The 26,062-nt window shown below is 74.0% G+C and carries 16 protein-coding genes and 1 pseudogene; 11 read left to right on the top strand and 6 right to left on the bottom strand.

Translation table 11 applies throughout. The features are described 5' to 3' along the window. The first annotated feature begins 13 nt into the window (after positions 1-13). From GA0070606_RS32495 to GA0070606_RS13300, 3 genes and pseudogenes are all read left to right on the top strand, one after another. Positions 14-13,945: a YwqJ-related putative deaminase gene (locus GA0070606_RS32495; protein WP_091098765.1), complete on the top strand. Its 13,932-nt coding sequence runs from the start codon at positions 14-16 to the stop codon at positions 13,943-13,945. Positions 13,946-13,998: 53 nt separating this feature from the next. Then, a pseudogene (locus GA0070606_RS34015) lies at positions 13,999-15,485 on the top strand (DUF6406 domain-containing protein). A gap of 23 nt (positions 15,486-15,508) precedes the next feature. Next, positions 15,509-16,135, top strand: coding sequence for a hypothetical protein (locus GA0070606_RS13300; protein WP_091098769.1), 627 nt, complete (start codon positions 15,509-15,511; stop codon positions 16,133-16,135). A gap of 147 nt (positions 16,136-16,282) precedes the next feature. Here GA0070606_RS13300 and GA0070606_RS13305 read toward each other — a convergent pair whose 3' ends face one another. Next, a complete protein-coding gene (locus tag GA0070606_RS13305) occupies positions 16,283-16,819 on the bottom strand; it encodes a hypothetical protein (RefSeq protein ID WP_091107686.1) in 537 nt (178 codons plus the stop codon). Positions 16,820-16,910: 91 nt separating this feature from the next. Next, positions 16,911-17,174, bottom strand: a complete 264-nt coding sequence (locus tag GA0070606_RS13310; RefSeq protein WP_091098775.1) for a hypothetical protein — start codon at positions 17,172-17,174, stop codon at positions 16,911-16,913. A gap of 154 nt (positions 17,175-17,328) precedes the next feature. Here GA0070606_RS13310 and GA0070606_RS13315 point away from each other — a divergent pair, with 154 nt between their 5' ends. The 7 genes from GA0070606_RS13315 (at position 17,329) to GA0070606_RS13345 (ending at position 22,670) form a co-directional block, all read left to right on the top strand. Then, positions 17,329-17,691 (top strand): hypothetical protein, encoded by a 363-nt coding sequence (locus GA0070606_RS13315; protein ID WP_091098779.1) that lies wholly within the window; start codon positions 17,329-17,331, stop codon positions 17,689-17,691. Positions 17,692-17,996: 305 nt separating this feature from the next. Next, positions 17,997-18,809 carry a hypothetical protein gene (locus tag GA0070606_RS13320; RefSeq protein WP_091107687.1) on the top strand — a complete coding sequence of 271 codons (813 nt, stop codon included), beginning with the start codon at positions 17,997-17,999 and terminating at the stop codon, positions 18,807-18,809. 60 nt (positions 18,810-18,869) lie between these two features. Beyond that, entirely contained in the window at positions 18,870-19,199 is a 330-nt protein-coding gene (locus tag GA0070606_RS13325; RefSeq protein WP_091098782.1) for a DUF1232 domain-containing protein, read from the top strand. A gap of 103 nt (positions 19,200-19,302) precedes the next feature. Next, positions 19,303-19,710 carry a pyridoxamine 5'-phosphate oxidase family protein gene (locus tag GA0070606_RS13330; RefSeq protein WP_091098786.1) on the top strand — a complete coding sequence of 136 codons (408 nt, stop codon included), beginning with the start codon at positions 19,303-19,305 and terminating at the stop codon, positions 19,708-19,710. Positions 19,711-20,071: 361 nt separating this feature from the next. After that, positions 20,072-20,776, top strand: coding sequence for a C39 family peptidase (locus GA0070606_RS13335; RefSeq protein ID WP_091098789.1), 705 nt, complete (start codon positions 20,072-20,074; stop codon positions 20,774-20,776). Positions 20,777-21,019: 243 nt separating this feature from the next. Beyond that, complete coding sequence (locus GA0070606_RS13340; protein WP_091107688.1) at positions 21,020-21,904, top strand: aminoglycoside phosphotransferase family protein; 885 nt, start codon at positions 21,020-21,022, stop codon at positions 21,902-21,904. A gap of 163 nt (positions 21,905-22,067) precedes the next feature. After that, the gene (locus GA0070606_RS13345) at positions 22,068-22,670 is read left to right on the top strand and encodes a hemerythrin domain-containing protein (RefSeq protein ID WP_091098793.1); all 603 of its coding nucleotides are present in this window, start codon (positions 22,068-22,070) and stop codon (positions 22,668-22,670) included. A gap of 54 nt (positions 22,671-22,724) precedes the next feature. Here GA0070606_RS13345 and GA0070606_RS13350 read toward each other — a convergent pair whose 3' ends face one another. Further along, positions 22,725-23,174 carry an Lrp/AsnC family transcriptional regulator gene (locus GA0070606_RS13350; protein WP_245724939.1) on the bottom strand — a complete coding sequence of 150 codons (450 nt, stop codon included), beginning with the start codon at positions 23,172-23,174 and terminating at the stop codon, positions 22,725-22,727. Positions 23,175-23,271: 97 nt separating this feature from the next. Between GA0070606_RS13350 and GA0070606_RS13355 the strand changes: the two genes are divergently transcribed. Further along, entirely contained in the window at positions 23,272-24,177 is a 906-nt protein-coding gene (locus tag GA0070606_RS13355; protein ID WP_218106012.1) for an SMP-30/gluconolactonase/LRE family protein, read from the top strand. 43 nt (positions 24,178-24,220) lie between these two features. On the opposite strand, the gene GA0070606_RS13360 is transcribed toward GA0070606_RS13355, so the two are convergent. The 3 genes from GA0070606_RS13360 to GA0070606_RS13370 form a co-directional block, all read right to left on the bottom strand. Further along, positions 24,221-24,457 (bottom strand): ferredoxin, encoded by a 237-nt coding sequence (locus GA0070606_RS13360; RefSeq protein ID WP_091098801.1) that lies wholly within the window; start codon positions 24,455-24,457, stop codon positions 24,221-24,223. Between the two features lie 4 nt (positions 24,458-24,461). Then, positions 24,462-25,667, bottom strand: coding sequence for a cytochrome P450 (locus GA0070606_RS13365; RefSeq protein ID WP_091098805.1), 1,206 nt, complete (start codon positions 25,665-25,667; stop codon positions 24,462-24,464). Between the two features lie 194 nt (positions 25,668-25,861). Continuing rightward, positions 25,862-26,044: an antitoxin gene (locus GA0070606_RS13370; RefSeq protein ID WP_091098809.1), complete on the bottom strand. Its 183-nt coding sequence runs from the start codon at positions 26,042-26,044 to the stop codon at positions 25,862-25,864. Positions 26,045-26,062 lie beyond the last annotated feature (18 nt).

The raw sequence follows: 26,062 nt of genomic DNA on the forward strand, positions 1-26,062 counted from the left end.
AGAGGCACAACGGGTGGCGGTACCGAATCCCAAGAACTCGCTCGGCGAGTACGGGTGGGTCTGGGACGCCATCTGCTGGGTCAGTGCCGGTGAGGCGTGGCCCACCGGCGACGAGGACCGGATGCGCGACCTCGCCGAAGCGTGGAACGGCCTCGCCGAGACGATCAACGACGCCCTCGCCGACGCCGACCCGGCCGCCATGAAGATCCTCCAGAACTGGGGCGGCGGCGCCGGCGAGGCGTTCGGCCAGCTCTGGAACCAGGTCGGCGTCGATCCGGGCACCGGCCTGCCGCTGATCCAGGAGGCGGCGTCCGCCTTCGCCAGCGGCTGCGACAACGCGGCCATGGAGATCGAGTACGCGAAGCTGACGGTCCTCATCGCCGTAATGATCACCGTGATCGCGGTCTTCGTGGCGCTGCTGATGGCCTGGCTGGGCGGGGTGTCGGCCGGAGCGATCCCCGGCATCCTCGCCGCCGGCCGGCAGGCCGTGACGGTCGCGTTCCGGCGGCTGATCGCGCAGATGGGCCGGCAACTCCTCACCCGCGCCGGGATGCAGGCGGCCCTGCGCACCGCCGGCACCCAGATCAGTCGGCGGCTCACCAGCGAGGCGCTACGCAACGCCGGCCGGCGGGTTGCTCTTGAATTTGCCAAGGAGGTTGGCGAGGAACTCATCATCGACATCGGCGCCCAGGCATACCAGATGAACGCCGGCACGCGGACGGAGTGGGACGTCCGCCGCACCGCCACCGCGGGCGTCGGTGGCGCCATCGGCGCGGTCCTCGGCACCGGCCTGAACGCCGGCACCCGCTTCGCCCGCAACAACGTGGCGCCCCGGATGCCGGTCTCGTTCAGCCCTCCCTCGATGAACTTCCGTGGCGCCGGGGTCGTCCGCTGGGGTGGCAACTCGCTCGCCGCCGGTGCGCAGAACGCCGTCATCTCGCCCGCCGCCAGCGTCCTGGCCAACGGCCTCGTGAACCAGCAGTGGAGCATGCCGGGAGCCGACGCGTTCCTCGGCGGCTTCGCCAGCGGCGCCGGTCGCGGCGGGGCCACGATGGCGGCCAGCAACCTCGGCAGCGGCATGGCGAACCTGCACAACCGGCTCGCCGGCTTCGACCCCGGCACCGGGCCGGGTGCGGGGACCGGGACTGGCAACGGCACCGGGAACCCGGCAGTTGGCGGGGCGAACCTCGGCAACCTCGGCAACGGCGCGGGGGCCGGCGCCGGCACGGGAACGGGCAGCGGCGCCGGCGCGGGAACCGGCAGCGGCACGGGAACCGGCAGCGGCGGCGCGGGTTCGACCTCGGGTTCCGGTTCGGGTTCGGGCAGCGGGTCCGGCTCGGGTTCCGGTTCCGGCAGCGGGACCGGCTCGAGTTCGGGGTCGGGCTCGGGCTCCGGTTCGGGTTCGGGCAGCGGGTCCGGCTCGGGCTCCGGTTCGGGTTCGGGCAGCGGGTCCGGCTCGGGCAGCGGGTCCGGCTCGGGTTCGGGCAGCGGTTCGAGCGGCAGCAGTCAGGGCGACGGGAGCGCCGACGCCGGCCCGAGCAACGCTCCGACCACCGGGTCCGGGTCGATCTCGCTCGCCCCACCGACGGCCGACGCCGGCGCCCCGCCGGCCGCGGACACGTCCGACACGTCGACCACGGGCACCAGCCAGGGCACCGATCCGGGCACGAACGGCGGTACGCCGGCCGCCGGTACCCCGGTCGCCGCCGATGCATCGGGCACTGGCCTGGTCACCGACCAGGGCTCCGTCGGCGCCGGTACGGGCACGGGCTCCGACTCGGCCTCCTCGACCAGCAGCGACACCCGGGACGGGGCGTCCACGACCAACGTCGGCAACTCCACGGGGCCGTCCTCCGAGTCCACGGTGGATGTTCCGTCGTCGCAGACCACCGACCACTTCGGAACGAGCGACACCACGTCGGACTCCACGGCTGATCCACTCGCCGGCGACCAGGCGCCCGCGGTCGTACCTGGCACGACGGCGGGCACCTCCGTAGCCGGTGGGCCTCCCGGCACCGTGCCGGCGACGCCGAGCAGCGGCGGCACCGCCACGAACCCGGCCGTTGTCGGGTCGACGACAACGACGACCGCACAGCCCACCGCCAGCACGAACGCTCCCGCCGCGAACGCGTCGACCACGAACGCGCCCGCTGCGAACGCGCCAGGCACGGGCACGAGCAGCCAGACCGGGACGGGCACCCAGGCCGCGCCGGCGACCAACACCGGTACGAACACGCAGCCGACCACGGGCCGCCCGACACCCACCGTCAACCCGACCACGGCGAACTCGGCCGGCTCCATCTCGCTGGGGCCCGCCACCACGCCGTCGACCAGCGCCCCGACGACGAGCACCGCGCCGACCGACACCAACCAGGGCACCCCGAACCAGCCGGACGCAGCGAACCAGCCGGGCATTCCGGCGCAGCAGGGCACCCCGGCGCAGCAGGGCACGACCAGCCCGCCCGGCACCAGCCAGGCCGACCCGTCCGGACGGCCGGAGGGGCTCGCCCCGCGGGTCGGTGTCGGGCCCACGGACGTCGCCGCAGCGCCGGACGGCTCGACCCGCTCGGACGCCGCGCCGGCCGTCCCCGACGCGACCGGGACCAACCCGTCGAGCACGCCTGACCCGTCGGCAGCCCAGCAGGCCGACACCGACGCGACGACGGACCCGACGACGGATGCCGTTCCGGCCCAGCCGACTTCCGCCGACGGCGTGGTGCTCGTCCCGGTGTCGACCAACAATGATCCGAACAGCGGCACCCCGACCGCGCCGAACGCCAACAACGGGACGGTCGACCCCACCACGCTGACCCGCTCCACCGGCCCGACCGGTCGTGGCACCTACAGCTGGCACCTCGACCCGATCACCGTCCCCGGCGACCCGACCGGCCCGGACGCCGAGCGGATGCTCATCGAGGCGTCCCGGACGCTGGCCGAGACCGTCCGGACGTCGGTCAAGGCCAAGACGATCTCCAAGGGCAAGATGCCGGGCATGGCCGGCGCGCTGATGATGCCGAACGGCGACATCACCACCCACACCAGCATGAGGCCCGACAAGGGCACCAAGCCGCCAACCCAGCCGGCGGTACACCCGCTCGCTCAGGCTGCCCTCGGCCGAACCCAAGCTGCCCTGGGCAACGACGTCGGCGCCGGCCACGGCCAGTGCGCCGAGGTCGCGCTGGTGTCGGATCAGCTCTACCGGCTTGAGCAGCAATGGCGGAAGGCTGGCGAGCCGGGGGCCTTCGAACAGTTCGCCCTGGACGCCTTCCGGGGGTCGAAGATTGTCACACACCAGGTCGCCACCGGCTTCGATGACGCCGGGGTTCGATACGACCTGGGCCACTACCGGTCCCCGTGCCGTTCCTGCGAACACTTCCTGCCACAGTTCAACGTCGATCCGGTCGAGGACACGGAGCGTTTGCCGGCGAACTACCAGCCGCCGGTGCCTGGGGTGGTGGGCAACGGGCGACCCCTGAGCGACTCCCGCCCGTACGGGGATCCGCAGGGCTTGGTGCCGCCGGAGCAGGCCGACCAGCAGGCGCTGGACGATGCCGTGCCCCGCGACCCGGACACCGGCCGGCCGAAGGTGCACCCTGACCCCCGCGTGGGCAACTGGGCGGGTCTGGTCAATGACGGCGGGCCGACGGTTCCCGGCCGGGACCGGAACTGCGCCGACGCCGGTCTCTCCTTCCTGTCCACCTGGTTCGGCCGGCCCGAGGTGGCAGCGGCCACGGCGGACGCGGCGACCGTCGAGCGCGACAGCACCGCCCGGCAGGAACAGGCGTTGCGCACCACCTTCAGCCACCGCGGCACCGGCACGTCCGGGCTGGCCGAGGTCGCCGCCGCTCTTCGGGACGCGGGCCACGGCTCGGCTGCCCTCATCATCACCACCTCCACGGACGCCAGCGGCCGGGCGCACACCTGGAACGCGGTGAACCACAACGGGACGATCGTGTGGGTCGACGTTCAGGCGCGAACGGTCTCCGACACCGGCCCGATCTACAGCGACGGTGTCGACAACGTCTGGTCCATCACGCTCGATGCCCAGGGTGACCCGGTCACGCCGGGCGTCACCCGGAGCGACACCGACGCCCCGACCGCCGGGCCGGACCCGGTGCCGCCGCACTCCACCGCACCGGCTGACCAGAACTCCGAGCCGGGCGCCGCTGACACCACGGCTGCCCAGGACCAGCCGGCCGCCGCCTCCGCTGCCGACGGAAGCGGGGTTGACGGGGATCTGCCGCCAGGCGGCCCGACCATCGACGACCCAGCGGCCGACACGTCGACCACCGCGGGCTCGGACGCCGCGCAGAGCGGCGGCGCGATCCGCCCGCGCAACGTGCTCGACGTGACAGCCCAGGATCGCTGGGCGGCCCGCGCGTACGAGGTGTTCCGGTCCGATCCGACCGACGTCGCGCAGATGGCGGAGAACCTTGCGCAGGTGCCGCGCGACGATGGCTCGGTCGGCTTCAGCGCGGCCGAGATCCAACAGATCAAACAGCATCTGTTCGTCAACGAGCATCTGTTGAACGTCTACGACGACAACGGGGACGTGGTCGGCCACCAGCTCGGCCGCTTCGAGCCGGACGCGGACATCGCCGAGGCGTGGATCCGCCTCCGCGGCGGCGAGCCGCTGCCCCAGGACGTGGTGCTGCTCGAGCACGAACTGCGCGAGTCGCGCTACGAGCGCGAACACCCGAATGCGACGTACGCTGAGGCGCACGCGTACGCGAACGAGCGGTTCAACTGGGAACAGAACGTCCCCGAGCGCACCGGGGAGGATCTTGATAATTGGGGACACCGGGATGGCGATACTGCAACGCTTCCGCAAGGCCGAGGAGACCGACCAGGAGGTGCGCTACCTCTTCGGACACCCGACGATGGACCGGCAGTTGACCATCAACAAGCTGGACCGGACGTACCGGGTGGCGGACCAGCGGGAAGACATGGCCTTCCGGGCGGTGCTACGACGGATCATGGCCCGCGAGGCGGACGAGAAGGCCTGGCCAGCGGGGGGCGGGATCCAGTCCTAGACGGCCATCTGCCGCCAGATGACCCGACCGTCGACGACCCGTCGACCGAGGAGACAGCCGGCGAGCAGACCGTCAAGGAGGTGCAACCGAGCGATGCCGATGACCAGGGAGGAAGCCCGGCAACTGATGACCCGCCTGCTGGGGACCAGCAACCCGGTCGCGGTGTTCCCGTTCGAGTTCGGCTGGGCGGCCCAGGAGACGCTCTCTCCGCAGGACCGGGCGCAGGGCAGGCATCTGGGCCAGGGGGTCTTCATCATCGACGAGACGGGAGTGGTGACGGCCCATCCCAGCCTGCCGCCACCCCTGGTGATGAAGCGGTACGCGGCGGCACGCCGGCAGGGCCGGGTGACCGGGCGGCAGGTGTGGCCGAAGGTGGACCAGCCGGACTGACCTCGACCGACGCCGACGCCGACGCCGACGCAGATGTCGACGTCGACGCCAACGCAGATGTCGACGTCGACACGGCCGCACCGGGCCTCGACACCGACACCGACCAGACCGCGCGGCCGGCAACCGTGGACGGCACCGACACGTCCACCGACGGCAGCGCGGCGACGAGCGGACCGATCACCGCGAGCGCGCTGCCCGGCACGGCCTTCCATGGCGAGGGGCGGGCGCAGGCCGATCCTGACGCCGTCCTCGACCGGGCGCGGGCCGCGTTGCCCGACGTGGCCGCCCACGCCGGCGTGCAGGCCGTGACCGCACTGACCGACGGGACGTACCAGGTCACCCGCGCCGACGGCAGTCAGTTCAACCTCCGGGTGACCAGCGCCCCGGTGCCCGACCGTGCGGTCGCCGCCAGCGTGTTCGACACCGACGGCACGGCCGTGGTGACGGTCTCCGACCGGGCTGCCGACGCGGTCATCGAGCGTGCGCTGGCGCACGAGGTCGCCGAGCTGGCCACCCTCGGGCAGCCGCTGGCGGAGGGCGCATCGGTCGTCACGCCGCTCACCCCCGCCGACGCGGCCGAACTGGTGACGGCCGCGCACCAGGTCCGGACCGCGGACAAGTGGTCCCGGTCGGCTGCGCGACGCGAGCTGGCCGCCCTCGTGGACCGGCTGGGCCTGCGTGACGGCATGCTCGGCGCCGAGCAGCGGATCGCGGCCCTACCCGCCGAGGCGCGGGCCGCGCTGGCCGACGCGACCAGCCAGCGCTCGGCCCGGACGAGCGAGCGCTCCCGGCTGCGCGCCGACCGCCGCGCCGCCGAAGCGGAATCGAACGCCCGCCCCACCGGTCTCCCCCGAATGCGGACGTACCTGGTCACGCATTTCACCGTGAACTCTCTCCTGGCCGCGCTGGCGGCGAAGCTCACCCTGGATGCCGGCGGCCGGCCGGAGGTCGCCCTGATGCTGGGCGCCGGCGCGGTCGTCGGGGCGATCGCCACCGGGCCGGCGAAGTGGCTGGGCAAGCGGGCCGGCCTGGCCGCCGAGGACCGGCGGGCGCGGTACGACGCCCGTCAGGACGCCCGCAGCGCCGCGGAGACGGACACCACCACCGGGGGGTCGCTCGCAGCCCGCACCGACGACGCGACCTCGGCGCTCCAGGAGTTGGGCGAGGCGGTGACCGGGCTCGGCGAGCAGGCCGCGGCCGTCCAGGAGCAACTCCGCCAGGGCGAGCGCCGGCACCGGCTGCTGGGCCGGCCCCGCCGGTTCCCGCCAGTCGGCGCGGACCCCTCGGCGCCGGCAGGCCGCGATCCCGGCAGCGGTACGCCGACCTCGCCCGACGGTCAGAGTGTTCCGCCCGTCGTCGGGTTGACCCCGCACGAGCACGGACGGCTCGCCGAGTTGCGCAGTCTTGTCGCCCGTCACGACGGGGCGCGGCCCTGGTCCCGGCTCAGCACGGGCCGGGAGATCCGGGCGCTGCTCGACAACCTCGGGCTGCGGCAGGGGACGCCGGGTGCGAGCCAGCGCCGAGACCTGCTGCCGGCCGACGTGCGGCCGCTCGTCGACCGGTTCGGCGACTCGCGGACGGCCGCTGTCCGGGAGCGGGCCCAGGTCGTTCTCGGCCGTCAGGCGGCCGATGGGCAGCGGCCGGGCACGGTCGCGCCCTGGTGGATGTCGGTGGTGGAGACCGCGCCGAACCTGCTGACGGCCGCCACCATCGTGGAGGTCGGTAACCTCCTCGGCCAGCTGAAGTTCGGCTGGTTCGGCATCGCGGGCGCGCTGGCCGCGGTGGCGACCGGCGTGGCGGTCGATCCGGTGATCAGCCGCAAGGAGGCCGCCGCCAGCGACGCCCGAAAAACCTGGGACACGGAACACCCGGCGCTGCCGGCGGATGCGCTGCTGTCCCAGGCGGCAGAGGCGCTCGCCGACCCGATCAGCGCAGTGGCCGACCGCACCGCGGCCGCCGCCCGACGGACGGCCGACCTGGAGCAGCGCCTGGCCGACCTGGAACGCCGGCTCGCCGAGTCGCAGCGCCGCAGCGGCCTCGCCGACTCGCTCCGCCGCCTGCTTGTCGGTGACCCGGCCTGGGCGGGGCTGGCCGCGCCGGACGTCACGACGGCCCCCGAGCCCCGCGCGTCGACCGATCCGACGACGTCGACCGACCCGGCCGCTGCCGCATCCCGCGACCCACGCGACACGGCATCGCTGCGACGGCTTGCCGAGCTTGCCGCGCGGCACGAGGCCGCGGGCCCGCTGGCCCGCCCGTCGGTGGCCCGGCAGCTGCGGGTCCTGGTCGACCAGCTCGGTCTGCGGGAGGGCACGCCGGGCGCGGATCAGCGCCGTGAGCTGGTGCCGGCGGAGCTGCGACCGGTGGTCGAGCGGCACGGGCGTCCGGGCCTGACCGACCGGGCGGCACGGCTGCTCACCCGCCCGCCGGCACACGCGACGGACAGCGCCCAGCGGCCGAGCGACGTGCCGAGCATCGGGGTCTACGCCGTCGAACAGACGCCCGGCCCTCTGGTTCAGGCCGGGACGACGGTCGGGCTGGCCAGAGCCCTCCAGGTCGCCCCCGGGGCCGGGCCGGTCAACATGCTGGCCGGTGGGCTCGCCGGTCCGCTCCGTGACCTGCTGCTCAAGCGCGTCGAGGCCCGGATCAAGGACGCCCGCCGGGCCTGGGACCTGGCCAGACCCAACCCGGCGACGGACCCCACGTCACGGGTGGAAGGGATCGCCGGCCCGTCGGCGACGGCCCTGACCGACGCCGCTCGGCAACTCGACGCGGCCTCGCGGCGCCTCGACGACATCAACGCGACCATGGACCGGCTGGCGCAGAGGCACACCGCGTCGACCGGGTCGGCCGAAACGTCGACCACGCCCGGTAGCACGACCCCCGACCCGGCCGTTGCCGCGCCGGATCCGGCAGCCACACCGGACCCGGGCGGTACGCCCGATGCGACCGGTCCGGGACGGCCGAGCAGGGCCGACGCCTGGGAGTTGCAGACGGCCGCGCACCAGGTGCGTACCGCTGATCCCGTCTCGCTGAAGCCTGCCCTGCGCGAGCTGCACGCGGTGATCGACCGGCTGGGGCTGCGGGACGGCATGCTCGGGGCACCGGACCGGGTCGCGCAGCTGCCCCCCGAGGCCCAGCAGGTGGTCGCGGAGTTCGGCGGCGACCGCGCCGGCCGGACAGGGCAGCTCCGCACGCTCCGGGCCGAACGGCGGACCGCCGAGGACGCTCGTCCACCGGGCATTCCCCGCCTGCGCACCTACCTCGCGTCGAGTGTGCTGACCACCGGGGTGACCGCCGCCGCGGTGACCGCGGTCGCCGTGGCGGTGGCCAGTCCGCTGGCGCCGGTGATCCCCGCCGCCGCGGTGATCGCGGCGCCGGTGATCGGGCTGGCCAAGTGGCACGCCAAGCGGCAGGGCCTCGCAACCGACGACGTACGCAGCCGGTTCGACGCGCGCAGCGACGCCCGGGACGCCGCCGACCGGGTGGACCAGGTCATCGACCGGTTGAACGAGCCGATCGCCGAACTGGAGCAGGCCGCCGACCGGCTCGAGGGCCGCCTGAGCGCCGCCGAGTCGGCCACCGACCGGCTGGCCGAGCGGCTGGCGGAGACCCACCGCCGCTCCGGCCTCCTCTCCCGCCTCTTCGGTACCCCCGACAACGGGCAGACCGACCCGACCGCGACCAACCCGGCGAACGGCACCGACCCGGGGGCCGGCCCGAACCCGCAGGGCAGCGGCGACCCCGGCAACGGCACCGACCCGGGCCGCATCACGGCGGCGGCCGTACCGAACTCCGGTTTCCACGGTCTGGGGCGGCCGACGGCCGACCCGGCCGCGGTGCTGGACACGGCCCGCGCCGCGTTGCCGCAGGTGGCCCCGTACGCCGGGGTGGACGAGGTCGCCGCGGTCGCGCCGGACCGCTTCGAGGTGCGCGCGGTCGGCCTGTTCCCGCTGTGGGTGGAGCTGACCGTCGGCCCGCTGACCGACGGGGTGGTGGCCCAGTCGACGCGCAATCCCGACGGGTCCTTCACGGTGACCGTCTCCGACCGGGCCGTGGACGGCGTGATCGCCCGGGCGCTCGCGCACGAGGTCGCCGAGCTGGTGGCGCTGCACGAGTCCGGGCAGGCCCTGGTCGGCCCGCTCGACCCGGGCAACGTCGACGGGCTGATCGACCCGGCCGGGCTCACCGCGCACGACCGGGGCCGGATGGCCGAGATCCGCCTGCTCGCCGCCGAGTACGAGACCGGCGACCAGGCCACCCGGCTCGCCGTACGCGCCGAGATCGACGCCCTCGTCGACCATCTCGGCCTACGGGTGGGCGATCCGGCCGCACCTGCGAGGTGGGCCGCCATGCCGCGGGACGCGGTCGCGCACCTGATGCGCCTGAGCGTGCCGTCGGTGACGTCAGAGTCGGTCGCCCGGGTGCTGCAGGGCGGTCCGGCGCTCACCGACGTCGAGCGGTTCCGGATGATCGACTATCGGGCCCGACTCGCCCCGGACTTCCAGGTGCCCTCGACCGGCGATCTCGACGCGCGGCTGCGCGAGCTTGCGGTGCAGGGCGAGCAGGCCCAAACCAGCCTGCCGCGGATGCCGGCGTACGCCGGGCAGATCATCGTCATGCCGCCGGCACAGCTGGACGCGATCCGGCAGGTGGATCCGCAGCTCGCCGACCGGATCGCCGCCCAGGGTGTGTACGTCGACCTGACCGGCCAGTTCGACCTGCGGCCGTACGCGGCGGACAGCCAGCCCGAAATCGACCTGGGTGACGGCCGGGCGGCGTTCGACCTGGGGACGCCGGCGGGCCGGCAGGCGCTGCTCGTCGAGGACCGGGTCCGGGCACACGCCGCGCTACGCGGTCTCGCTGGTGGCCAACCGGTCCCGCTGCTCGCCACCCACGACTTCCACTACCTGGGCGCGGGTCGGGTGATGGGCCTGGTGCCGGACGCGCTGACCCGGGTGCTGCGCGCGTTCAGCCCGATCGCCGAGGCGACGACCGCGGAGACCACCGCCACCGTCGTCGGCCCGACGGAGACCGCCGTGGTCGCCGACCGGGTCACCCTGCCGACCGCCGAGGCGGGCACCCCGGCCGTGGCGTACGGGCAGGCGCTCGACGGCCAGACCGGCCAGCCGCCGCCGCTGTTCGACGGGTCGCCCAAGCGCGAGGACGTGCAGCAGGGCATGCTCGGCAACTGCGGCATGCTCGCGGTCATCGGCGCGGTGGCCGGTCACCTGCCCACCGCGCTCGCCGACCTGTTCCACGTCAATGCGGACGGGACGGTGGACGTGCTGCTGCACGAGAGCAGCCTGCCCGGCCGCTCGGTGACGCCGACCGGGCGGCGGCTGCGGATCACCGTGCAGCCGGACGTGCCGCTGCGACCCGGCTCGGCCGGCGGGACGGCGTACGCGGACCAGTCGTCGGTGGGCGTGGCCTGGGCGTCACTGCTGGAGAAGGCGATCGGCGCGATCGACCGGACCTGGACGCCGGAACGCCACGACGAGTGGCAGCAACTGTGGACCAGCGGGCCCGACGTGGCCGACACCCAGGCCGCTCCGCTCGGCTACGCACGGCTGAACACCGGCAGCTCGCGACTGCTGCAGGCGGAGCTGCTCACCCAGCTGACCGGACTGCCGACGTCGGTGGACAAGTTGGACACCGCGCCTGGTCAGGAGGCCGTCGCCGAGGCCCGGCTGGCGGAACTGCTGGCCGCCGGCAGTCCGGTGATCATCGGCACCCAGCCGGCGTCGGCGTACCAGACCGCGACGCTTCCGCACGGCCTGTACGCCGGGCACGCCTACGAGGTGGTCGGCGTCGCCAACGGTCAGGTGCAGCTGCGCAACCCGTGGAACAACAGCCACCCCACGCCGATGCCGGTGCGCGCCTTCCTCGACCTGATGCACCCCTGGTACGCGCACGTCGAGCTGGCCCGCACCGCTACCACCGCGGTGCCGAACTCGTCGTTCGACGGGCTCGGGCGGCCGGCGGCTGACGCCGCGGCGGTGGTGGACGCGGCCCGGGCCGCGCTGCCCACGGTGGCCGGCGCCGCGCGGGCGGACCAGATCGTCGCGGTCGCCCCGGACCGGTTCGAGGTGCGGGTGGCCGGCTTGGACCCGCTGTCGCTGGGCGTGGCGGCCGGCCCGCTCGCCGACGGCGTGGTGGCCCAGACGGTGCGTAACCTGGACGGCTCGTTCACGCTCACCGTGTCGGACCGGGCGACCGACGCCGCGGTCACCCGGGCGCTGGCGCACGAGGTGGCGGAGCTGGTGGCGCTGCACGAATCCGGCCAGGCGCTAGTCGGTCAGCTGGACGCCGACCACCGCGACGGGCCGATCGACCCGGCCGGTCTGACCGCGCAGGACCACGGCAGGCTGGCCGAGCTGCGGATCCTCGCCGCGTCGTATGCCGGCGTGGATCCGGCGACCCGGCTCACCCTCCGGACCGAGATCGACGCCCTGGTCGACCATCTCGGGCTGCGCCTGGGCACCCCGGACGCGTACGCCCGCTGGGGCGTCCTCCCCGGCGACGTGGCCACCCACCTGATGCAGTTGAGCGCGCCGCAGGTGACTCCGGAGTCGATCGCCGACGTGCTCAGCGGCAACCCGACGAGCGCCGCCGAGCGCTTCCGCGCGATCGACTACCGCTCCCGGCTGGCTCCGGACTCCCAGGTGCCTTCGGCCACGGCGGTGGACGCCCGGCTGCGGGAGCTGGCCGTCCAGGGTGAGCAGGCGCAGTCCAGCCTGCCCCGGATGCCGGCCTGCGCCGGGCAGATCGTCGCCATGCCGCCGGCCCAGCTGGATCTGATCCGGCAGGTGGATCCGCAGCTCGCCGACCGGATCGCCGCCCAGGGCGTGTACGTCGACCTGACCGGCCGGTTCGACCTGCGCCCGTACGTGCTCGACGGCGCGCCGGAGTTCCGGCTGGCGGAGTCTCGGACGGCCTTCGACCTGGACACGGAGGTGGGGCGGCAGTCGCTGCTGACGGAGGACCGGGTTCGCGCCCGGGTCGCGTTCCGGGCCGAGTACGGCGCGAACCCCGCCGCCATGGCGGTGCTGAACACGCACGACTTCCACTACCTGACCAACGCGCGGGTGCTGGCCCTGGTGCCGGACGTGCTCGCCCGGGCGTTGCGCGGGCTGGTGCCCGGCGCGCCGCCGATGGATGTCGAGGTCGACGCGACCGTCACGGCCGGTGAGACCGCGGTGGTCGCCGACCGGGTCACGCTGCCGGCCGCGGAGCCGGGCCAGTCCGCCCCCGAGTACGGTCGGGCGCGCGACGCGCAGACCGGTCAGCCGGCGCCGCTCTTCGACGGGCCGCCCCGCCGGGAGCAGGTGCGGCAGGGCATGCTCGGCGACTGCGGGATGCTCGCCACCGTGGCCGCCGTCGCCGGCCACCGGCCGGACGCGATCGCCCAGCTCTTCCGGCCCAACCCGGACGGCACCGTCGACGTGCTGCTGCACGAGAGCACCCTGCTCGGCGACGCGATCAACCCGACGGGCCGGCGACTGCGGATCACCGTGCGCCCGGACGTGCCGCTCCGTCCCGGCCACGGCGGCACGACCGCCTACGCCGACCAGGCCGAGAACGGCAGTTCCTGGGCGTCGCTGTTGGAGAAGGCGCTCGCGGCGGTGGATCGAACCTGGAGCACCGAACGCCATCAGCAGTGGCAGCGTGACTGGTCCTCCTGGCACAGCCCGAACGATCCGCACGTGGCCGCGCCGACCGCATACGCCCGGTTGAACGTCGGCAGCACCTCGCAAATGCAGGCTGAGCTCCTTACCCAGCTCTCCGGAGTGCCGAGCCGCGCCGAACAGTTCGACCCGACGCCGGGACGGGAGGCAGCCGTCGAGGCCCGGCTGGCCGCACTGCTGGCCGCCGGCAGCCCGGTGATCACCACCACCAGGTCGAAAACGGACTACCCCGCATCGATCCGTAAGAAGCTTCCGCACGGGCTCTACGCCGGTCACGCCTACGAGGTGGTCGCGGTCGACAACGGTCAGGTGCGGCTGCGCAACCCGTGGAATTGCGATCACCCGACGCCGATGACGGTGCGGGAGTTCCTCGATCTGATGAGCCGGAGCTTCGCTCACCTGGAGCCACAGCCAACCCCGCCGCACGCAGCCGCCGTGGTTCCGCAGCCGCCAGCTCCGCCCATTCCGCCGCCTCCGCCAATGCCGCCGATGCCCTCGCAGGCGCCGGCAGGACCGGCAGGACCGGCAGAACCGGTCCAGCCCCCGGCGTACCCGACCCGCCCGCACACCCTCGGGCAGACCTACCTGGAGGAGTTCGGGTACGTCATCGCCTACTACGCCCTGCTCGCCGCCGACGGTACGGTGATTGGTCTGGGGGTGGTCGAGTCGTCCGAGCGGGGACAACGCTCGGCCCACTGGACGGCGGGCGGGGCACCGCCCGGCCCCGGGGGCTCGCTGCCGGTCCGGCGGGCGGAGGCCGAGCGGATCGCCCGGGAGGTGCTCGGCTTCGAGCTGCCCGACGAGGCGACGCTGCACGACATGCTGGGCGGGTGACCGTGCCGAGAAGAGAGCTGGAAGGAGAGCCGTTGCGCTCCTACACGGACGTCATGTCCATCCGCAACAACGTGCCGTCGGACATCGGGCCGGCGCGGCTCGGCGTCCGGTGGATCAACGAGGGCCCTCCGGTCCGGTGCGAAATCGCCGTCATGCCCCACCGGAGCGAGGAATCCCCCCACCACGAGGTCACCCTGGGCGAGACCTTCCCGGTGGGCGACGAGACCTGGCGCTTCGCGGACGTCGACATGAAGAACGCGGACGAGTGGCGGGTGATCGTCCGACGGGTCGACGAGAACGAGGTGATGACGCCACCAACCGGCCACGTCTGGAAGTCCGCCCGGCTGCGGCCCTACGGTCAGCTCGACGACGCGCAGCTACAAGCGGTGGAGGCCGAACTCGGCATCTCGTTGCCGCCGAGCTACCGCGACTGGCTGCGTGACAACAACGGGGCACAGCCCGAGGTCGAGCACCACGTCCCCGGCCTGCCCTTCACCGTGTTGCCGGAACGTCCCCTGCTCGGCGTTCATCCCCAGTACCCGCCGTTCGACCTGGTGCACGCTCAGCGCGTACACCGAGATCCCTGGCTGTCGCCGACCTGGCTGGTCATCGCGAACCTCTCCGGCGGTCTGCTGGTGCTCTCGCTGCGGCCGCGCGACATGGCGGAGGAGGGCGTGTACTTCCTGCCGGATGCCGGCCTGAGCGGGGCGATCGGTCCTGACGGTGCCGCCGGGCGCGAGCGGCACCTGGTTCCGGTGGCCCGCTCGTTCGGGTACTTCCTCGGCAAGCTGACTCCGATCGACCTGTCCGACCTGCCGCCGGTGCAGATCATCCGGCCCGGCGAGCCCGGCCACTCCCAGCATGACGACCAGCCGTGGTCGGCCACGCGACCTGAGGATCAGCAGCGATGACGACGACACACACCGCGCAGGCCCTGCTGCTGCCGGTCGGGCAGTTCTTCGGCACCTTCCACCCGGTGGCCGGTTCGACCGAGCGCTACCACCGGGTCCGCCTCGGCGACGAGGTGTGGGAGCTGGACGACCAGCGCTTCACCCTGTGGGCGCTGGCGCACGGCACCGGCGACCGAGCGCCCGAGGAGCCCTGGACCCTGCCCGCGGTACGCGACGCGGCCGCCGCGCAGCTGCCCGGTGTCGACAGCGCCCCGCTGCTGCACGGGCTGCTGGCGGAAGGGCTCGCCGTGGAGGTCGTCCCCGGCGAGGCGGTGGAGTTCGCCCGCCGGCACCGGGTCGGCGCCCGCATGCTCGGGTTGGGCAACAGCGCAGAGCAACCCTGGCTCTGGTCCATCGGCTTCTTCGAGCACCCGGTGGTGAGCGTCACGCGCACGGTCTACGACATGTGGGAACGATGCCCGTCCGGGGAGAGCCTCTGGACGATGTGCCAGGCGCTCGCCGACGAGGAACGAGAGGCCGGCGGCACCGAACCGGACCTGGTGGACCCGGAACGGCTGCTCACCGCGTTCCTCCGTACCGCCCACCTCCTGCTCGCGGCCAGCGTCGTCTACCTGGAGCCGCTGCCGTGACCGACACGACGAGGAACCCCGCGATGGCCGATCCGCTGATCCTGCCGGTGGGGCGCTACACCGGGGAGTTCCACCCGGCCGTCGGCGCCCCGGTGAAGTACCACTCGCTGAGCATCGGCCGCCTCTCGGTGACCCTGGAGGACCCGCAGGCCTTCGCGGTCTGGGCCGCGGCGCACCGCCCTTTGGACCGGCCCGACGCCATCTGGGACCGGACCGCCGTGACCGATGCCGCCAGGCAGCTCGGCGTGGCCGACCCGCACCGCATCGTCGCGGAGTTCCTGGAGGACGGCCTGCTGGTGGAGATCACGCCGGACGCGCCGGACGTGGTGGACTTCGCCCGCGCGCACCGGGTGCTCCCACTCATGGTGTCGCTGGGCAACACCCCCGACGACCCGCTGCGCTACGGCGTAGGCCTCTTCGGCACCGCGCCGGTGTTGCGGCTGCCGGCGTTGGTGCACGACGTGTGGCAGTGGAGCAGCGTGGGCGCCAGCCTCTGGGACGTCTGTCAGGTCTTCGCCGACGCCGGCGCGCGGGCCGAGGTGGCGGATGCCCGCGAGCACGACCCCCGGCACGTGCTGCGCGAGTTCCTGGCCGCGCTGCCCCTGCTGGTCGGCGCGAACGCCGCCTGTCTGGACGAGGCCCGCCGGTGAGGATCGCCGTTTCCGGGACTTGGCGAGCCTGAGAACCGACCGCGCTGGACGGTGTGGCTGCCGGAAGGGTTCGGCGCGATGCGGCCGGCATCCCGGCCCCGGGTCGCGCCGGTGCCGTGAGGGGATCGAGGACGACTCGCGGTCCGCTCAGACGGCCTGCGGCAGCATCCCGGCGTACGTGTCGCGGGCCGCGGCCAGCCGGCCGCGGCGGAATCGGCCCGGCTCCCGCTGGCGCAGGTCGCGTCCCCACTCGCTGGTGCAGGCTGCGGCGGGCACCACGTCCTCGCCGGGCGGGATGAACTTGAGCACCTCGTCCAGCGCCGCGACGGCCCGGATCAGCGTGGCCCGGGCCCGCGGCCCCGCGTCCCCGACCGCCGGCACCGACCTGGCGTACGTGTCGGCCACCCGGAGCCACTCGCCGGGATCGAGCAGCTGCGACGGCTCGTCCCCGCCGTAGCGGAAGCCACCGGCAGGGATCACGGCAGGCTCGGCCGGCAGCCGGAAGGTGAATTCACGCGGCTGGCCGCAGGCGGGGCAGGCACCGGTGTAGCGGGCGGCCAGGTCGCCGTCCTCGAGCGCCACGACCGCGCTCTGCCGGGCGAACCGCGTCTCGCCGCAGGAGCAGGGCCGCAGGTCCATGTAGAGATGAGCCTCCGCGCTCGTACGGCTGGGGGGCAGGATCATGCGCTCCACCGTACCGATCCGCCGCCCTCCCCGGCGACCGTGGCCCGGCGCCGCCGACGCGAGCCGACGCGGTCGCCCCACCGGAGCCGGATCAGGACCGTGACCGGGACTTGTCCCGCAACATCCACGGCGTCAGGGCAAGCATCCCGGCCAGCAGCGCGGCCAGGAACCAGTTCACCGGCTCGTCCAACCCGGCGACGACGAGAACCGGCAGCATCAGCCCGGCCCCGGCCAGGACGAGCACGTGGAACGCCCGCTTCAGCGCGACCGAGGGGCGGAGCCGCTCGTACATGCCGAGCAGAATGCCCACCATCACCGCCAGGAGTGACATCACGAAGAACCACGACATCCACATCAGCGCAACCTAACGTCACTGGTTCCCCCGTGGCTTCCGGCAGAACTGCAAATCCCGCACCCGGTTGGTCCACCCCGGACGGCGTGGTGGCGGTCACCCGGTCCGACACCGCCGCCGCGCTGCACGGCCCGCGCATGGGCGATAGGTTGGACGAGTGCCGTCCACAGCGTCCACCGACCCGTTCTGGTCGGTCACGCTGCGCTCGCTGCGCGAGCTGACCCGGCTGGCCGTCGCCGCGCTGGTGCTCGCCGTCGGCCTCGGCGGCGTGACCGCCGCACCGGCGCCGGCCGCCCCCACCCTCAGCCCGGTCGCCGCGAGCACACCGGTCGCCGCGAGCACACCGGTCGACCGGCCGCTGCCGCGCCGGGAGCCGGCCGCCGAGCGGGTGGTCGACGCGGCCGCCTCGCCAACCGTCCGCCGGGCCGAGACCCCGGTCGCGTCGACCACCCGCCTGGACGTGCCGGCCCGCGACCCCGGTCGGGGAGTTCCCACCCGGCGCGGTCCGCCGACCGCCTGACCCATAGGCCACCGTCTCCGAGGCGACCGGCCGCTGCGGCGGGGCCTCCTCCCGCAGCGCGAGGCCGGGCCGACCGGGCCGCCTCCTGGCACTCGGGCCGCCACGGCTCCGGCCCGCCACCGCGTGGACCGCCACGCCGCCCCGGCCGCCTCCGCCTCGGCGCCGCCCGTCCGACCGTTCCCGCGGGCCCCGCCGGAGACGACCACCTGCCGACATACGCCCACACGCGTCCACGATGTTTAGCCGCCCGCCAGCCGGGCACGACCACACGTCGATTTCCCTCGATCGACCGCGAGGTGCTCACCATGCAGACCGTGCTCTCCTCCGTCCTGCTCGATGTGCCGCGGGCCGCCGCGATCTGGCTGAGCCTGCTCGGCGTCGTCGCCGTCACCGTCGCCGGCCTGTTGCTGCGGCCGGGCCGACTCCGCTTCGACGCGGGTGCCCGCATCCGGCGCGCGGCGATGCCGAGCGAGCTGGAACGTGCCGAGGAGCAGCGCGAGCGGTCCCGGTATGCGGAGGAGATCGCGGTGGCCGCGGAGCGGGCCGGCACCACCGCCGCCCGGATGCGGGCCGAGTGGCTGACCGCGCAGGAGGCGGTCGAGGCGGCCTGGCAGGCGTACGAGGCCGCCGAGGCCGACGTCCGCCGGCTGGCGACCGCCGAGGCGATGCCCCTGCCGAGCACCCCCCGGACCCCGGCCGAGTACGCCGAGCGCGAGCGCTTCCTGCACCGGGCCGCGCTGGACGCGTACTGGCGGAAGGAGCTCTCGGTGGACCAGCTCAGCGACGTCTTCGCACACCGGAACGGGTGGGATCCGCGCCTGCACCCGGTCGAGCAGGAGCTGGCGCTGCGCCGGGCGGTACGGGACAACCTGTTCGCGCGGCAGCAAGCCGCCCGGGACCGGGAGCAGGCCGCCTGGCGGGCCGCCGAACGCGCCGCCGAGGCCGCGCGCAGCCTGCGGGACGAGGCGTTCGCCGCGGCCAACAGCCGCCCCGAGGAGTCGCCGTCGCTGCTGCCGCTGATCGAGGGGACGGGCGAGCAGACCGGGGAACTCCCGGCGGTGTCCGGCCGCGAGGTGCCCTCGGTGGCCCGGGGGCGGGCGGCCGTCGCCGCGTACTGAGCGGCGCGGCCGGCCCGGCGGTTCCGGGCAGGGTTGGCCCGGCTGGGCTAGCGTGGCCGTATGTCCAGGGAGGCGTGGATCGTCGTCGGCGTCGTGGCGCTCGCCACGCTGGTCGGCGCGGTGCTGCTGGCTGTCCGCGTGATCCGGACCCGCCGGCTGCTCGGCACGCTCGGGGTGAACGGCAAGGTCGCCTTCTACGGGGCGCTGCTCTACACCGTGCTGCCGATCGACCTGCTGCCCGACCCGATCTACCTGGACGACATGGCCGTGCTGACCGGCGCGCTGATCTACCTCGGCCGGCTGGTGCAGCGGCGGCGCGCCGGTAATCCCCCGCTGCCCGGCGCACCCGGCGCCCCGCCCGCCGACCGGACCGGCCGCCGGGTGCCCTGACCGGACGACTCTGCCGCCCGGCGGTCTGCCCCACGCCCGTTGCGTCCCGACCCGAGCGGTTCGTGCCATGATCGGAGCCGCACCGCGAGGACAGGGGACGGACATGGCCGGCGACCATCGGTTGGCACCGCACGACGAGCGGGTCGTCGCGTTCTGCCGGGAGCGGCACCTCGCCACGTTGACCACCGTGCGCGCCGACGGCACCCCGCACGTCGTGCCGGTGGGGGTCACCTTCGACGCGGCGGCGGGCCTGGCCCGTGTGATCACCAGCGGCACGTCCCGCAAGGCGCGCCAGGTCGCCGCCGCAGGATCCGGAGGCGCCCCGGTGGCCGTCTGTCAGGTCGACGGGCGGCGCTGGCTCACCATCGAGGGGCGGGCCGTCGTCCGCACCGACCGGGCCGCCGTGGCGGAGGCCGAGCGCCGGTACGCCGACCGGTACCGGACGCCGCGTCCCAATCCCGAACGGGTCGTCATCGAGATCGCCGTGACGCGCCTGCTGGGCAGTCTGTGATCGTCTGACCGATTCGGCCCGGGCCCGGCTCGCGCCCGCCCGACCGTAGGCGCCGCTCGGGACCCACCCGGCCCGACCCGCGCCCGCCCGACGGCAGGCCCCTGGGCTCGGCCGCACGTCACCGTGTGACGAGCGGCATCCGTACGCCGGAATCGCGCTGCCCCCGGCGCCGTTGCATCTCATCGTGCGGCCGGAACCCCGGCCGTGGGCCCGGAATGACGGCGAAGCAGGGCCGTTGGATCCCTGGTACGCCGGCGGACCGACGCGGTCCGGGCCGTCGAATCCCCTCCAGGCGAGCGCCTTTCCCGGTGCTTGCGCCTCCGGCCCCCGGAGGCGTCAAACCCCCGATTGGAGCCCGACCATGAAGCCGATCATTCACAGGAGCGGTCTCTCCGTCGCCGGCCTGCTGGTGGCCGGCGGATGCATCGCCGGACCGGCGGTGGCCGCCCAGGCCGCGCCGGTGACGACTGCCCCGGTGGCCTCGGTGCACACCGACAAGGGCGGGCGGGCGGACCAGGCCGACAAGGGCGGCCGCCACGACAAGGACCGTCGCGCCGGCAGGCGGGCCGAGCGCATGGTGGGCATCGAGTACCAGGCGCAGCCCAACTTCTACTACTGCGGCCCGGCGGCCACCCGGATCGCCCTGTCGGCGCAGGGCAAGGCGCTGCCCCAGGACGAGGTCGCGAAGATGCTGGGCACCACCGAGGCCGGCACCGACTCGGCCCTGGACACCACCCGGGTGCTCAACGAACTGACCGGCGGCCGGTACCGGACGACCGAGATCCCGGGCCCGGCGGCCAAGCCGGAGGAGGTCGACCGGCTGCGCGCCGACGTGATCGCCGCCCTGGACGAGGGCCGGCCGGTGGTGGCCAACGTCAAGGGCACCGCGGTCGACACCGACGGCCACCCGCAGTCGTACGAGGGCGGGCACTACCTGACCCTGGTGGGCTACCGGGACGGCGGCGACCTGATCCGGATCGCCGACCCGGCCTCCCCGGAGGGCGAGTACTGGATGACCCTGGAGAAGGTCGCCAACTGGATCGCCGAGCGCGGCTACTCGTCCTGACCCGACGCACCTCCCGCGGGCCGGTCCCCTCAGGTCGGGGGCCGGCCCGCGCGCGTCCCGCCCCCGCGACCGGAGCGCCGACGCTGTGGGACGTCGGCTTCGCACCGCCTGCGGACGCACGAGGCCGTCGCGGGGACGGCGGCCACGGCCAGCAGCGCCGTGACCGCCGTCGCGCGGGCGCCGCGAGCGGCGAAAATGGAGTCGCCCGGCCGGTCCGCCCTCGCCCATGATCGGCTGGTGAAGATGCACGCCGACCAGATCGACGTCCCGGTTGACGTCGTCACCGCGCTGGTGGCCGACCAGTTTCCCCGGTGGCGCGGCCTTCCGGTGCGCCCGATCGCCTCGCACGGCACCGTGAGCGCCCTGTTCCGCCTCGGCGAGGACATCGTCCTCCGGTTTCCGCTGCGACCCAGCCTCGACCCGGAACTCCTCGACGACCTGCGGCGCGAGCAGGAGAGCGCGCGCCGCGTCGCCGCGCACGTTCCCCTCCAGGTTCCCGAACCGCTGGCCCTTGGCGAGCCGGGCGAGGGCTACCCGGGGCCCTGGACGGCGTACCGCTGGATCCCCGGCGAGGTCGTGAGCGCCCGCAGCATCGGCGACCCGGTCGGCTTCGCCCGTGACCTCGCCGGCTTCGTCCGCGCGCTGCACGGCATCGACACCGGCGGCCGGGCGTGGAACGGGCGTACCCGGGGCGGCCCGCTGCCCACCCGGGACGACTACGTCCGTCGCTGCCTGGCGAAGAGCGGTCACCTCGTCGACACTTCCCGGCTCGCCCGCGTCTGGCAGGAGTGCCGGGACGCGCCCCCGCACGACGGGCCGGACGTCTGGATCCACGCCGATCTGATGCCCGGCAACCTGCTGGTCCGCGACGGGCGGCTGGCCGCGGTCATCGACCTCGAAACGGTCTGCGTCGGCGACCCGGCGGTCGACCTCATGCCGGCGTGGAACCTGTTGCCGTCCCAGGGGCGGGAGAGCTACCGCCAGGCGCTGGGGGTCGACGACGTTACCTGGGCGCGCGGGCGCGGCTGGGCCCTCGTCCAGGCAATCGGCGCCCTCTTCTACTACGTCGACACCAATCCCGTCATGGCCGACACCGCCCGCCACACCCTGAACGCCGTCCTGTCCTGACGCCAACGACGGGGCCGCTCGGGCCGGCACAGCAGGGGCAGGGGCCGCCACCACGGGTCCGTGGCGCGGCGGGAACGACCTCGGCGGCCGGTGGGTTCGGTCGGTGGCTCGGGGGTACCAGCAGCTCAGAGCCGACCGTTCCGCAATCGGTAAGGGGCAGACAATGACCGACACCCACCACGCCGTCGGTCAGGACGTCGTCGACGTCCTGACCGCGGACCACCGCGAGGTCGAGGCGCTCTTCGTGGAGCTGGAGAGCCGGCAGGGCACCCCCGAGCACCGCCGGCAACTGGCCGACGTCATGATCGCCGAGCTGATCCGCCACGCCGTCGCCGAGGAGATGTACGTCTATCCGACCGCCCGCAAGGCGCTGCCGGACGGCGACCAGATCGCCGAGCACGAGATCTCCGAGCACGCCGACGCGGAGCGGACGCTGAAGGAGCTGGAGTCGCTCGACCCGTCCGAGCCGCGCTTCGACGAGGTGCTGGCACACCTGACCAGGACGATCCGGCACCACGTGCAGGACGAGGAGTCGGACCTCTTCCCCCGGCTGCGGGCCGCGGTCGCCCGCGAGGAGATGGTCGAGCTGGCAGGGAGGGTGGAGGCGGCGAAGAAGTCGGCCCCGACCCGGCCGCACCCTGCCGCGCCGGACCGTCCGCCGGTCAACAAGCTGCTCAACCCGGGCGCGGGCCTGGTGGACCGGATGCGGGACGCGCTCACCGGTCGTCCCACGTCGACCGCGGAGCTGCGCGAGAAGCAGCGCTGACCGCGTCGGGCCGTTCGGTGGCCACGCCCCGCCCGGGGCGTGGCCACCGGCGTCTCACTCGCCGAGCGGATCCGGCGGGCGGTCGAAGAACGTCTCCAGCACCACGATGGTCCGGGTGCCGGTGACGCCCTCGACCTGGAACAGTCGCCGCAGGCTGGCCTGGAGTTGCTCGGGCGACCCCGCCCTGATCTTGACCAGCAGCGAGGCCGGCCCGGCCACCACGTGCGCCTCCTCGACCTCCGGCAGCGCGGCGAGCGCCTCGTGGGTGGGGCGGTCCCCCATCCAGGCGTTCGCCTCGATCATCACGAAGGCGAGCACGCCGCGGCCCACGGCGGCGGGGTCGACGTCCACCGTGGTCCGCCGGATCACCCCCTGCTCGCGCAGCTTCCGTACCCGCTCGTGGACGGCGCCGGTCGACAACCCGACCGCGGCGGCGAGGGCCGCGTACGGCTGGGCGGCGTCCCGTTGCAGCTCCGCCAGCAGCCTCCGGTCGATGTCGTCCACACTCACCCTCCGAACCTCATTCTGTAGATCACATCTGTCACTGACTGCCATTCGGCAGTGTTAGCGTACAACCGAACAGCAGTCGGGAGGGTGTCTGATGATCGATCGGGTTAAGGCTCACTTCGAGGCCCTTGACGAGCGGTTCCGCCGGGTCAACGGCGACGAGTGGGTCGAGCGGCTCTACACCGGGGGCCGCTGGCTGGAGGGTCCGGCATACTTCCCCGCCGGGCGCTACCTGGTGTTCAGCGACATCCCCAACGACCGGCTACTGCGCTGGGACGAGACCACCGGGGCGGTCGGCGTGTTCCGGCAGCCGGCCGGCTACGCCAACGGGCACACCGTCGACCGGCGCGGGCGGCTGGTGAGCTGCGAGCAGGGCAACCGGCGGGTCACCCGCACGGAGGCCGACGGCACCGACACCGTACTCGCGGAGCGCTACCGGGGGCAGCGCCTGAACAGCCCCAACGACGTGGTCGAGCACTCCGACGGCTCGATCTGGTTCACGGATCCGAGCTTCGGCATCGACAGCGACTACGAGGGACATCGCGCCGAGAGCGAGATCGGCGGCAACCACGTCTACCGGGTCGACCCGCACGACGGCGAGGTACGCCTGGTCGCCGACGACTTCGGCCAGCCGAACGGGCTCGCGTTCGACGCCGACGAGTCGACGCTCTACGTGGCCGACACCCGACACCGGCACCTGCGGCGCTTCCGCGTCGGGGCGGACGCCACCCTGCGCGGCGGCGAGGTGTTCGCCGAGTGCGACGCGGGCAGCTTCGACGGCGTACGCCTCGACTCGGCCGGCCGGATCTGGACCGCCGCATACGACGGGCTGCACTGCTTCGACCCGGACGGCACGCTGCTGGGCAAGCTGCGCCTGCCCGAGGTGGTCGCCAACTTCACGTTCGGCGGGCCGAAGCGCAACCACCTGTTCGTCTGCGCGTCCAGTTCGCTCTACGCCCTGCGCGTCAACATCAACGGAGTTCGTTACCCCGGCCAGTGACCGGGTGGGCGTGCCGGCGCGACGGCCGGCACGCCCGGCCCGCTCACGGCTCCGGGGCGATCCGGCGCAGGCCGTCCACCTCGGACACGACGACCGCCTCCACCGGGCACGAGTCCGCGGCGTCCACCAGCACCTCGTCGGGCGCCACCCGCTCGGCCAGCGGACGCGACACCCCGTCCACCAGCACGAAGTGCCCCGGCGCGGTGCCCGCGCAGATCCCCGACCCGATGCACCGGGCCCGGTCCACCCGCACCCGCCACTGCTCCGTCGGCCCGCTCACCGGGTCACCAGCTCACCGGCATGGCAACGAGGCCGCGCACCAGCAGGCCGCTCTTCCAGGTCAGCTCGGCCTCGTCGACGGCCAGGCGCAGGCCGGGGGTGCGGTCGATCAGGGTCTCCAGGACGACCTGGAGCTCCATCCGGGCGAGCTGCGCGCCGATGCAGTGGTGCACCCCGTGCCCGAAGCCGAGGTGCGGGTTGGCCTGCCGGGTCAGGTCGAGCCGGTCCGGCTCGGCGAAGACCGTCTCGTCGCGGTTCGCCGACGGGATCGAGACGATCACCGGCTCGCCGGCCCGCACCAGCACGCCGCCGAGCTCGACGTCCTCCAGCGCGTAGCGGGCGAAGGCCGAGGACGCGCCGAGCGGGACGAAGCGCATCAGCTCCTCGACGGCGCCCGGCACCAGCGCCGGCTCCGCCCGCAGCCGGTCCCACTCGTCGGGGTGGGTGAGCAGCACGTACACGAAGTTGGGGATCTGGGTGACGGTGGTCTCGTGGCCGGCGGCGAGCAGCCCGGCGGCCAGCCGCACGACCTCCTCCTCCGCGAGCCGGTCGTCCGCGTCGCGGGCCCGGACCATCGCGCCGAGCAGATCGTCGGTGGGCTCGTGGCGCCGCCGCGCGATCAGCTCGCCCATGTACGCGAACAGGTTGTCGATGTACTGCTGGGCCACCTCCGGACTGAGGGAGGTGGTCGACACGATAGCCTCGGACCAGGTGTGGAAGCGGTCCTGGTCGGTCACGGGCACACCGAGCAGGTCGCAGATGACCCGGATCGGCAGCGGGGTGGCCAGATGCTCCACCAGGTCGGCGGGTGGGCCGGCGGCGAGCATCCCGTCGACCAGCTCGTCGGCCACCTTCCGGGTACGGGGACGCAGCGCCTCCACCCGCCGGGCGGTGAACGCCTTCGCCACCAGCCGGCGCAACCGGGTGTGCTCGGGCGGGTCCATGGACAGGATGCCGGTGTCCTGCTGCCGTGCCCAGTTGCGGGGCTCGTCGCGACCCACGGAGGCGGCGCGGCTGAACCGGGGGTCGCCGAGCACGGTCCGGACGTCGGCGTGCCGGGTGGCGAGCCAGGCCGGCTCCCCGAAGGGCATCCGGATCCGGCTGAGCGGTTCGTCCCGGCGCAGCCGGGCGTAGCGCGGGTCGAGGTTGAGCCGGTCGGGCTCGCTGAACGGATAGCGCTGGGGTCGGGTCGTCTCGGGGGCCTCTGTCACCGATCGACTTCCTCTCGTCGCGGCGTCCGAGGGGGACGCCGGTCCGGTCGGGGGCTGACTCCACGAAGAGTCATGTTCCGACTGCGGATGGTAGCGAGATTCGTCGATCGTTGGCTAGCGGCGACGGCCGATCGTCCTGACCAGACGCTCCCGGGCCGCCGGCGGTGCGGCGACCCGGGAGGGGTACGACGGGGTCAGCGGACCTGGTCGCCCTCACCCGTACGGGCCTGGGCCTGGTCGACGCCCCTGTCGATCTGCTCGTCGTACCTGCCGCCGGTGCGCTGGTCGGCCATGTCGCCGCCCTTCTCCAGACCCTGGTCGACCTGCTTGTCGTGCTTGTCGGCGAAGTCCTTGGCCTTGTCCATGAAGTCGCTCATCGGGTCCTCCTCGAATCG

It is taken from the genome of Micromonospora citrea (assembly GCF_900090315.1).
Classification (GTDB): Bacteria; Actinomycetota; Actinomycetes; order Mycobacteriales; family Micromonosporaceae; genus Micromonospora; species Micromonospora citrea.